This window comes from Hyphomonas sp., assembly GCF_046313735.1.
In the GTDB taxonomy this organism is placed as follows: Bacteria; Pseudomonadota; Alphaproteobacteria; order Caulobacterales; family Hyphomonadaceae; genus Hyphomonas.
In genome coordinates this window covers 112,313-121,752 of the sequence record NZ_JBKBXW010000006.1, presented here as the reverse complement: position 1 = coordinate 121,752, position 9,440 = coordinate 112,313, and the positions used below count along the sequence as shown (strand labels likewise).

10 protein-coding genes are annotated in these 9,440 nt (G+C 67.4%); all 10 read left to right on the top strand.

Annotated elements, in window-relative coordinates; genetic code table 11:
* Nucleotides 1–72: 72 nt before the first annotated feature.
* The 10 genes from ruvB (at nucleotide 73) to tilS (ending at nucleotide 9,398) form a co-directional block, all read left to right on the top strand.
* Nucleotides 73–1,107 (top strand): Holliday junction branch migration DNA helicase RuvB, encoded by a 1,035-nt coding sequence (gene ruvB / locus ACK4SV_RS04990; protein WP_409916700.1) that lies wholly within the window; start codon nucleotides 73–75, stop codon nucleotides 1,105–1,107.
* Between the two features lie 176 nt (nucleotides 1,108–1,283).
* The gene (locus ACK4SV_RS04985; RefSeq protein ID WP_409916699.1) at nucleotides 1,284–2,282 is read left to right on the top strand and encodes a DUF3137 domain-containing protein; all 999 of its coding nucleotides are present in this window, start codon (nucleotides 1,284–1,286) and stop codon (nucleotides 2,280–2,282) included.
* Entirely contained in the window at nucleotides 2,279–2,731 is a 453-nt protein-coding gene (locus tag ACK4SV_RS04980) for a YbgC/FadM family acyl-CoA thioesterase (protein ID WP_409916698.1), read from the top strand. Before ACK4SV_RS04985 ends, ACK4SV_RS04980 begins: the two co-directional genes overlap by 4 nt.
* 217 nt (nucleotides 2,732–2,948) lie before the next feature.
* Nucleotides 2,949–3,662 (top strand): MotA/TolQ/ExbB proton channel family protein, encoded by a 714-nt coding sequence (locus ACK4SV_RS04975; RefSeq protein ID WP_409916697.1) that lies wholly within the window; start codon nucleotides 2,949–2,951, stop codon nucleotides 3,660–3,662.
* Nucleotides 3,663–3,672: 10 nt separating this feature from the next.
* A complete protein-coding gene (locus ACK4SV_RS04970; RefSeq protein ID WP_409916696.1) occupies nucleotides 3,673–4,107 on the top strand; it encodes an ExbD/TolR family protein in 435 nt (144 codons plus the stop codon).
* A 31-nt stretch (nucleotides 4,108–4,138) separates the two neighbouring features.
* Nucleotides 4,139–5,068 carry a hypothetical protein gene (locus tag ACK4SV_RS04965; RefSeq protein WP_409916695.1) on the top strand — a complete coding sequence of 310 codons (930 nt, stop codon included), beginning with the start codon at nucleotides 4,139–4,141 and terminating at the stop codon, nucleotides 5,066–5,068.
* A gap of 37 nt (nucleotides 5,069–5,105) precedes the next feature.
* Entirely contained in the window at nucleotides 5,106–6,461 is a 1,356-nt protein-coding gene (gene tolB / locus ACK4SV_RS04960; protein WP_409916694.1) for a Tol-Pal system beta propeller repeat protein TolB, read from the top strand.
* Nucleotides 6,462–6,670: 209 nt separating this feature from the next.
* Nucleotides 6,671–7,222 carry a peptidoglycan-associated lipoprotein Pal gene (pal, locus tag ACK4SV_RS04955; RefSeq protein ID WP_409916693.1) on the top strand — a complete coding sequence of 184 codons (552 nt, stop codon included), beginning with the start codon at nucleotides 6,671–6,673 and terminating at the stop codon, nucleotides 7,220–7,222.
* A 125-nt stretch (nucleotides 7,223–7,347) separates the two neighbouring features.
* The gene (ybgF, locus tag ACK4SV_RS04950) at nucleotides 7,348–8,304 is read left to right on the top strand and encodes a tol-pal system protein YbgF (RefSeq protein WP_409916692.1); all 957 of its coding nucleotides are present in this window, start codon (nucleotides 7,348–7,350) and stop codon (nucleotides 8,302–8,304) included.
* A complete protein-coding gene (tilS, locus tag ACK4SV_RS04945) occupies nucleotides 8,292–9,398 on the top strand; it encodes a tRNA lysidine(34) synthetase TilS (RefSeq protein WP_409916691.1) in 1,107 nt (368 codons plus the stop codon). Before ybgF ends, tilS begins: the two co-directional genes overlap by 13 nt.
* Nucleotides 9,399–9,440: the final 42 nt, after the last annotated feature.

Here is a 9,440-nt window from a genome sequence, read left to right as displayed (position 1 = left end):
CCATTGCTGCGCAATGGGTCCCTCCTCTCCCATTGCATGGGAGAGGGGTGGGGTTGCGCTTTGGGGGAAGGCATGAGCCGCGACGGGGCCATCTCTGATCCCAATGCGCAAGGCGGGGACGCGCTGGACCGGGCGCTCCGTCCACAGACGTTTGAGGATTATGTCGGCCAGCGCAAGGCGAAGGCCAATCTGAAAGTCTATGTCGAGGCGGCGCGGGGGCGGAAGGAGGCGCTGGACCATGTGCTGCTGTTCGGGCCGCCGGGGCTGGGCAAGACAACGCTGGCGCAGATCCTGGCACGGGAGATGGGGGTGGGGTTCCGGGCGACGTCTGGCCCGGTGATTGCGAAGGCGGGCGACCTGGCGGCGATCCTGACGAATCTTGAGCCCAATGATGTGCTTTTCATCGACGAGATCCACCGCCTGCCGGCGGTGGTGGAGGAGATCCTCTATCCGGCGATGGAGGATTATGCCCTCGATCTCGTGATCGGGGAGGGGCCGGCGGCGCGCTCTGTGCGGCTCGACCTTGCGCCCTTCACGCTGGTGGGGGCGACGACGCGGGCGGGGCTGCTGGCGACGCCGCTGCGCGACCGGTTCGGGATTCCGGTGCGGCTGGAATTCTATGAGGCGGAGGAGCTGGCGCGGATCGTGATGGCGGCGGCGCGCAAGCTGGTTGTTCCGATCACGGAGGATGGCGCGGTCGAGATTGCCGGGCGCGCGCGCGGCACGCCGCGGATTGCGCTGCGCCTCTTGCGGCGGGTTCGGGATTTTGCCGAGGCCGAGGGCGCCGGCATTGACCGGGCATCTGCGGCGCGGGCGCTGAAGCGGCTGGAGATTGACGAGGACGGGCTCGACGCGCTCGACCGGCGCTACCTGCACGCGCTGGTGAAGACCTATGCGGGCGGGCCGGTGGGGGCCGATACGCTGGCCGCTGCGCTATCGGAAGCGCGGGACGCGGTGGAGGACGTGATCGAGCCTTACCTTATGCAGAAGGGCTATGTCGCGCGCACGCCGAGAGGGCGGGTCGCCGCGCCGCTGGCCTATGAGCGGATGGGGCTGAAGCCGCCGGACGGGCTGCAGGGCGGGTTGTTTGGCGGGGAGGGGGAGTAAGCTCCTTTTTCCTTGGCCTTCAGGGTGGGATGACGGATCATCCGACCGCTGCTAGCCTCCCGGCATGAGGGCGGACTGGGACGAAATCGAACAGGTTGAGGGCTTTGTGGGGCTGAGGGCCCATGCGGAGGCGCATGTGTTGCCGGTTCTGGCGCAGGCTGACCTTCAGCCGGCTGATGAGCGGTGCCTTTTTTTCGTTCGTGGTGCTGTTCCTGATTTTCCAGTTCCTGATGCCGGGCACCTGGTATGGCGGCCTTCTTACCTTCCTGAGTTTCCCGCTGATCTTCCTCGGCTGTATTGCGGGCGGATTCTACCTGATGCGGCACGACTTGCTGCGCCTCCTGACCGATGCGAAGGCGCGTTACCTGATCCGGGGCAAGGCGCTGCGCACGCTGGTGGAGCCGCTGGGGCTGGCTTATGTGCCGACGCCCGGCGGGGCGCCGGGGGCGGTGGAGTGGTTGTCGAAGCAGTCCTGGGCGCCCGAAGCGCTGCGCAATCTTGCCAGCGCAATGGACGAAGCCGGCGGGATGGACCGGGCGCTGGAAGCGGCGCGCGATGCCGGCCTGCTGCAGGCGGTGAACACCTATGTGGTCGGCACGCAGGCGCGGAAGGAAGAGTATCACAATATGATGATCTCCCACTCGCAGCTGGAAGATGGCTTCCACGGCCGGCGCGGCGGGATCGAATTCGACATGTTCGAATGGGTGGAGACGGTCGAGAAGGCCCCGGACGTCCATCACCTAGTGATCGTGCTGGAGGCGCCGTTCGGCCTCAGCGGCGTGACGCAGATGCGCGCCCGGCGCACGGGCTGGCCGCAGGAGGTTTCCGGTGCGCGGATGCAGGATGTGGACCTCGGCCCGCGCGCTTTTGAGGCGCGCTACCGGCTGCGGGCGTCAGATCAGGTGGAGGCGCGGGCGCTGTTCAACCCGGCGGTGATCGAGCGGGTGATTGACCTCGCCCATGACGGCAATTTCCGGGCCGTGGCGCGTGAGGGCCGGCTTGTGTTCGATTTTCCGGGGACGGACCGGTTCCGGCTGGTCGACCTGACGAGCGGGGAATGGGGCGAGCATACGGTGCGCCAGACGGCAGCCGACCTCGCCGAGGCGCTGGCGCTGGTCGATACGCTCGCCCATGCCTTCATGCTGGCGCGCAAGCCTGATACAGGCGGGGCATGAGCCAGCCGATTCTTGATGCGCAGAACTTCGATTCAGACCGCCAGCACTGGATACAGGTGCGGGTTTATTATGAGGACACCGATTTCACCGGCATGGTCTATCACGCCAATTACCTGCGCTTCTTTGAGCGGGGCCGGTCGGATCATCTGAGGGATGCAGGGATTTCCCACCAGTCGCTGCTGGCGCGGGAAGATCCGGCGGCGTTCACGCTGACGAATGTGAATGTGACTTACAGAAAGCCTGCGAAGGTCGATGACCTCCTGCACATCCGCACACGCTATCTGGGGATGGACGGGCCGCGCATCCGGTTCCAGCAGGCCTGCCTGCGCGGCGGGGAGGTTCTGGCCGAGGCGGAGATCACGGCGGTGATGATCCATGCCGACGGGCGGTTGCGGCGGCCGATCCGGGAAATCGCCGAGCATCTGGACGCCTATCGCTGGCTGCCCTGAAGGTTAAGTTTCAGCCATCTTTCCTTAACGAAAGCAGGCGCAGCGTTATCTGAGCGCGGCAATGCCCGGCAGGCGCCGTGTTTCTGCCGGATTTACAGAAGATGACAGGGCGGAAATTGCCAGTCCGGCCAGTTGAACCCGGCCGGATTTCTGGTACCGCGAGGGGGGTGCCGGCTGCCGCCGGAGCCCGTTGCAGATCTTGGAGAGTGCGAGGCACATGGAAACGGAAGCAATCGGCGCAGTCGCCAGCCATGCGGATTTTTCGCTGTGGAGCCTGCTCATGGCGGCCGATGTGGTCGTCAAGCTGGTGCTCGTGATCCTGTTTGTCGCCTCCGTCTGGTCGTGGATCGTGATTGGCGAGAAATGGTTTTCGCTGGCGGCGCTGAAGAAGCAGGCGCGCGAGTTTGAAGAGGCCTTCTGGGGCGGCCGGGCGGGGGACCTTGATCCGCGCTCGGGCCAGTCCGGCAAGGATCCGGCGAGCCGGGTGTTCATCTCCGCAGCGCGGGAATGGTCTGATGCCGGCCGTTCGGTGCCGACCCCGGCAGAGGCGGCGGCGATCGTGGCGCGGGCGGAACGCTCGATGCGCGCGGCAGTGGACCGCGAGGTTGGGCGCGCCGGCAACGGGCTGTCGATCCTGGCGTCGATTGGCTCAGCCTCGCCCTTCATCGGCCTGTTCGGCACGGTCTGGGGCATCATGAACGCCTTCCTCAACATTGCCGAGCGGCAGGATACGAGCCTCGGGACGGTGGCCGGGCCGATTGCCGAAGCGCTGTTCGCGACCGGGCTTGGTCTTGTGGCCGCGATCCCGGCGGTGATTTTCTACAACAAGTTCACGGCGGATGTGACGAAGCTCGCCGACCAGCTCGACACCTTCTCGCAGGATGTGCTGGTGCGCCTGTCGCGCCGCGCGTCCGACACGATGCGGGGCTGAAGCGATGGGCATGATCCTCGGCTCCGGCGGCAAGGGCGGACGGCGCGGGCGCCGGTCGCTGAATGCCGAGATCAACGTCACGCCCTTCGTGGACGTGATGCTGGTGCTGCTGATCGTGTTCATGGTGACCGCGCCGCTGCTGATCCGGGGCGAGGCGGTGAACCTGCCCAAGACCAATTCCGCGCCGCTGAAGGCCGATCCGAATGATGCGCCTCTGACCGTCTGGGTGCGCGCCGATGGCACGGTTCTGGTGCAGCAGACCGAGATTGCGATTGAGGCGCTCGGCCCGCAGCTCGTGGCGATCGTGGGCGAAGGCTATGACAAGGACGTGTTCCTGTATGCTGATGAGAGCGTGCCCTATGGCGTCGTGATGGATGTGACGGCGGAGGTCCGGCGGGCCGGCTTCACGCGCATGTCCTTCATCACCGAACAGAAGACCCGCTGATCCGCCTCGCCGGAAGGAGTCCTGCCCCAAGATGCTGCGCGGCCTGACAGTCTCCACCCTTGTCCATGCCAGCGTGCTGGCGATGGCGGTGATGTCGTGGCCGGAGCCGAAGTCGGAATGCGCGCGGGAGATCGAGCGGCTTCGGCGCGAGCAGCCGGGGATCAGCGCGATTGAGATCGTGATGCGCCTGCCGCAATGTGCGGCGTCGAGCGAATTGCCGATAGACTTTGTCGAGATCGGGCGTCTGCCGGATGTCTCGGAGCTGCGCCGCAGCGAGACGCCCCAGCCGGAGCCGGAGTCTGCCCCGCCGCCGCCGGAGCCGGAGCGGCCGGTTTCGCCGCCGCCGCCCCCGCCGCCTCCGGCCCCTCCGCCGGAGCCGGAGGTCAGCGTGCCGGATCCACGCCAGCCGCCGCCCCAGCGCCAGCCCGAGCCGAAGGCAGAGCCCCCGCCGCGCCGTGACCCGCCGCCTCAGCGCCCGCCGCAGCGCCGGCCGGAGCCGCAACCCAAGAATGATCTCGACTTCCTCGATGATTTCGAGAGCGCGCTGCGTGACCGCCGCCAACAGACCCCTCAGCGCCCGCCGGCGCAGGAGACGGGCCAGCAGGCCAGCCAGGCTGACCGCGACCGCGCGGGCGCAGGTGCCCGGACGGCGAGCACGGCCTCGCTGGAAGCGGCGCTGCGCCGCCAGATCATGGAATGCTGGCGCGGGGTGGACGACATGCCCCCAGAGCATCAGATTGATGTGAAAGTGCGCGTCCAGCTGAACCGGGATGGCTCGCTGGCACGGCCTGTGGAAGCGGTGACGCCGCAGCGCCGGCCTGTCGGGCGGTCCGGCATCGCCTGGGACAGGGCGCTGATGGCGGTGCGGGAGTGTGCCGAGATCGGGCGTTACCGCCTGCCGCCGGATGATTATGATTTGTGGAGAGACATCGAGGTCACGCTTGGCCCCCGCCAGAGCTGAGCCGGCCCCGAAACAAGGATCAAAGGAGTTTGACCGGATGATGACCTACCTGAAGAGGTTCCTGGCCGCCGCGCTGCTGGTGCTGGGCCTTGCCATTCCTGCTCATGCCCAGCTGCAGGTGCGGGTGGATGAGGGCAATTTCCGGCCAATGACCATCGCCGTGCCGGATTTCGAAGTGACGGGCACGAACACGCAGCTCGCCCGCCAGATCGCCGATGTAATCCGGGCTGACCTGGCCTCTACCGGCCTGTTCGATATCCAGAACCCGGCCTCGTTCATCCAGCGCGACCTGACGATCCGCGCCGAGCCGCGCTTTGCCGACTGGCGGATCATCCGCACCGAGGCGCTGGTGGCGGGTGCGTTCGAGGAGCTGCCGGATGGCCGGATCGCAGTCTCGTTCCGGCTGTGGGACGTGTTCGGCGGCGAGATCATGCAGATCAATGGCCAGGCCGGGCGCCGGATCGCGATTTCGCCGGATGACTGGCGCCGGGCAGCCCACAAGGTGGCCGACTCGATTTATGAGCGCCTGACGGGCGAGGACCCCTATTTCGACACCCGCATCGTCTATATCGCCGAAACCGGACCGCGCACCGAGCGGGTGAAGCGGCTGGCGATCATGGATAGCGACGGGGCGAACCAGCAATACCTGACCTCTGGCCGCTCGACCGTGCTGACGCCGCGCTTCAGCCCGTCGAACCAGCAGATCACCTACCTCTCCTATGAGGGCGGGCGGCCGCGTGTGTACCTCTTCGACATCAGCACCGGCCGGCAGGAACTGCTCGGCAACTTCCCGGGCATGACCTTTGCGCCGCGCTTCACCACCGACGGGCAGGGGATCCTGTTCTCGCAGGCACAGGGCGGCTCGACCGACATCTACATGATGAACCTGCGCACGCGGGAGAGCCGGCGGCTGACCAATTCGCCGTCGATCGACACCTCGCCCTCGATGTCGCCGGATGGCCGGTCGATCGTGTTCAACTCCGACCGGGGCGGCACGCCGCAGCTGTATGTGATGAACACGGACGGTTCGCCCCGCGCCTGCCCCTCGGGCGGGCAGGATGTGGCCTGCCGGATCACCTTCGGCCGGGGCCGCTATTCGACGCCGGTCTGGTCGCCGCGCGGCGACCTGATCGCCTTCACCAAGCAGGAAGGCGGGCGGTTCTATATCGGCGTGATCGGCGCGGACGGGCGCGGCGAGCGCCTGCTGACCGAGTCTTACCTGGACGAAGGCCCCGACTGGTCACCCAATGGCCGGGTCATTATCTTCTTCCGGGAAGCCCGCGCGGGTGCCAGCCCGCAACTGTGGACCATCGACCTTTCGGGCCGGAACGAACGGCGGCTGATGACGCCGACAGACGCCTCCGACCCCGCCTGGTCGCCCCTGCTGCCATGAGAACGGCGGTGGGAGCGGTGCAACCGCGCTCAAATAAGGCCGATTTGTGGCTATTTTGGCACATTTCGGAGGGAATCGACGCGGAATCCGATTGTCGCGCGATTTCAGTCAGAATAACTACACAGAAGCCCGCTAACGGGCCGTCGATAACAAAACCGCTCAGCGGTCAGTTAGTGAACGCAATACCCCCCAACCTGGAGTCCTGACACATGAACACCATTCTGAAAGTCTCTGCTGCCGCGGCTCTGCTCGTTGCAGCCTCAGCCTGCGCCACCCGGCAGCCGCCGCCGCCGGCTGAGACCCCGGCTACGCCGCCTGTCCAGCAGACGCAGCCTGAAGCCCCGCGCACCCCGACCCCGACCCCGCCGGCTGAAACCTCCAACATTACGCCCGGCTCGGTTCAGGATTTCGCCGTGAACGTCGGCGAGCGCGTCTTCTTCGACCTCGACCAGTACCGCCTCGACTCCGAAGATCAGGAAGTGCTGCGCCGCCAGGCTGCCTGGCTGCAGGCCTATCCGAACGTCCGTGTCCTGATCGCCGGCAATGCTGACGAGCGCGGCACGCGTGAATACAACCTCGCCCTCGGCGAGCGCCGCGCCAATGCGGTGAAGAACTACCTGGTCAGCCTCGGCGTCAGCGCCTCGCGCATCGACACCGTTTCCTGGGGCAAGGAGCGTCCGATCGCTCAAGGCTCCAACGAAGCCGCCTGGGCCCAGAACCGGAACGCCTGGACCCAGATCGTTTCCGGCGCCACCAGCTAAGCCGGCCAGCTAGGCCGGGCTGATAAAATCAGCTGAAATCTGCAGCCGGGCGCCATAATTTGGCCCCGGCTGTTTCTTTTAGTGCATCCGCGCCATTCCTGCCCTCAACCCCGGAGACCCTGGTCATGATCAAACCTGCCTATATCGGTCTGGCCCTTGCGGGCGTGCTGGTGATGACGGGCGCGGCCCATACACAGGTTCGCGGGGCGCCGATCACCAAGGGGGTGACCACCGGCGACCTGTCCCAGCAGGTCGACCAGACCCGCCAGCAGACCGCTGACCTGATGCTGCAGCTGAACCAGAACGCCTCGGACATCCGTACCCTGAATGGCCGGATCGAGGCGCTGTCTTTCGAGCTGAACCAGACGCGCAGCGCAAATGCTGACCTCGTGAAGGATAATGAAGCGCTGGCGAGCGAGCTGGCGCAGCTGGAGGCGCAGCTGGCGATGCAGGCGCGGGCGATCACCGCGATCCAGATGGTGCTCGGCATCGAGCCGGAGGAAATGCCGGTTGCGGCAGCGCCCTCGAGCGGCGGCGCGCAGGTGAACGGGCGTGCCATGGCCGGAACCGGAGCCGCAAACGGAGCTGGAACCGGGCAGGGACCCGCTGTGCTCGTGCCGGGCGGCGCGCTGCCGGCAGGCTCCGTCGGCCGGGAAGGATCGCTCGGCACGCTGCCGGCAAGCCAGCTTCCGGGCGAGGCGGGCCCGCTGTTTGCGCTGGCGCGCCAGCGGCTCTTGCAACTGGACTATACCGGCGCCGAAGAGGCGTTCCGGTCCTTCATCGACAAGTTCGGCAATGACCGCCAGGCCGGCGAAGCGCATTTCTGGCTCGGCGAGGCCCTGCACCAGCAGGGCGCCCATGCCGAAAGCGGCGCGGCCTACACGACGATGATCCGGTCTTTCCCGGATGATGAGCGCGCGCCCGATGCGCTCGCCCGGCTGGCCCGCGCAATGCGGCTGATCGGGGATACGCAGCGCGCCTGCCAGGCGCTGGACCAGCTGCCGCGCCGCTATCCGAACGCCTCGCGCACCGTGCGCGACATGGCGGCGGTCGAGCGGACCCGCTCCGGGTGCCCGGGCTGAGCCCTGAGGCCTCGTTTGCGGCGGCGCTCGGTGCGCTGCCGGGATTCCTGCGGGAAGGCCCGTTCGGGCTCGCCGTCTCCGGCGGCAGCGATTCCATGGCCTTGCTGTACCTTGCAGGGGACTATTCCGCGCAGCGCGGCACGGCGCTGGCCGTCTTTACCGTCGATCATGGTCTGAGGCCGGACGCGGCAGCAGAGGCCGCGAGGGTTGCCGATGCCTGCGCGCAGCTGGGTCTGGCGCACCGGACGCTGCAGCTCGCCGGCCTTAAGACGCAGCAGGCGGGCCTGCGGCGGGCGCGCCATGCGGCGCTCGCGGTTGCCCTCAAGCAGGCTGGTGGCCGGCTGCTGCTGACCGGGCATACGGGCGATGACCAGGCCGAGACCTTCCTGATGCGGGCGCGGCAGGGGTCGGGCTGGTATGGGCTGGCGGGGATGCAGGCGCTGTCGCTGTCGCCGGTCTGGCCGGAAGGGGCGGGGGTGTGGATCGCGCGGCCATTGCTGGGGCTGCGGCGGGCAGAGCTCCGCGCCTGGCTGGCGGGCCGGGGCGAGGGCTGGTCGGAGGATCCGTCGAATGACAATGCAGCTTTCGAGCGGGTGCGGGTGAGGCAGATGCTGGCGGGTGCGCCGGGCCTGTTCGGGCAGGTGATGCGCTGCCGGGAGGATTTTGCGCGGCTGCGGCGGCTGGAAGACCGGGCGCTGGCCCGCTGGCTGGATCAGGGCGTGGAAGTCCGGGCGCATGATATTGCGGCGCGCTTCGAGACGCTTCCGCCGGAACGGGCGGCGCGCGGGCTGGGCCTCCTGATCCAGGCGGTGACCGGCGCGGAGACCCCGCCGCGCAGCGAGGCGCTGGCGCGCTTGTCCGGGCGGATCACGGGACAAGGGCAGGATTTCCGGGGCGCGACGCTGGGCGGGGCAAGGCTGCTTCCCCTGCGGGACGGCCGGGTTTCAGTCCGGACCGAGCATCCGGGTCGCGCTGGGGCCGATTGCCAGCTTCGCCTGGGGCTGTTCCGGCTGTCGCTGGCCCCAAATGTCGCAGAAAATGCACACGGCGCAGGAAAGGAGTCGTTTTTATACACTCCGGTGCCTATGTTCTAACCAAGTCGAGATATGCTCGCTGTCTGTAACATTGATGGGACC

Excerpts from the sequence above, each read along its gene's own strand:
- ACK4SV_RS04965 (WP_409916695.1), top strand. The coding sequence starts at position 4,139 with ATGCTGCGCGGCCTGACAGTCTCCACCCTTGTCCATGCCAGCGTGCTG.
- tolB (WP_409916694.1), top strand. The coding sequence starts at position 5,106 with ATGATGACCTACCTGAAGAGGTTCCTGGCCGCCGCGCTGCTGGTGCTG.
- ybgF (WP_409916692.1), top strand. The coding sequence starts at position 7,348 with ATGATCAAACCTGCCTATATCGGTCTGGCCCTTGCGGGCGTGCTGGTG.
- ACK4SV_RS04985 (WP_409916699.1), top strand. The coding sequence starts at position 1,284 with ATGAGCGGTGCCTTTTTTTCGTTCGTGGTGCTGTTCCTGATTTTCCAG.
- ACK4SV_RS04970 (WP_409916696.1), top strand. The coding sequence starts at position 3,673 with ATGATCCTCGGCTCCGGCGGCAAGGGCGGACGGCGCGGGCGCCGGTCG.
- ACK4SV_RS04975 (WP_409916697.1), top strand. The coding sequence starts at position 2,949 with ATGGAAACGGAAGCAATCGGCGCAGTCGCCAGCCATGCGGATTTTTCG.
- ruvB (WP_409916700.1), top strand. The coding sequence starts at position 73 with ATGAGCCGCGACGGGGCCATCTCTGATCCCAATGCGCAAGGCGGGGAC.
- ACK4SV_RS04980 (WP_409916698.1), top strand. The coding sequence starts at position 2,279 with ATGAGCCAGCCGATTCTTGATGCGCAGAACTTCGATTCAGACCGCCAG.
- pal (WP_409916693.1), top strand. The coding sequence starts at position 6,671 with ATGAACACCATTCTGAAAGTCTCTGCTGCCGCGGCTCTGCTCGTTGCA.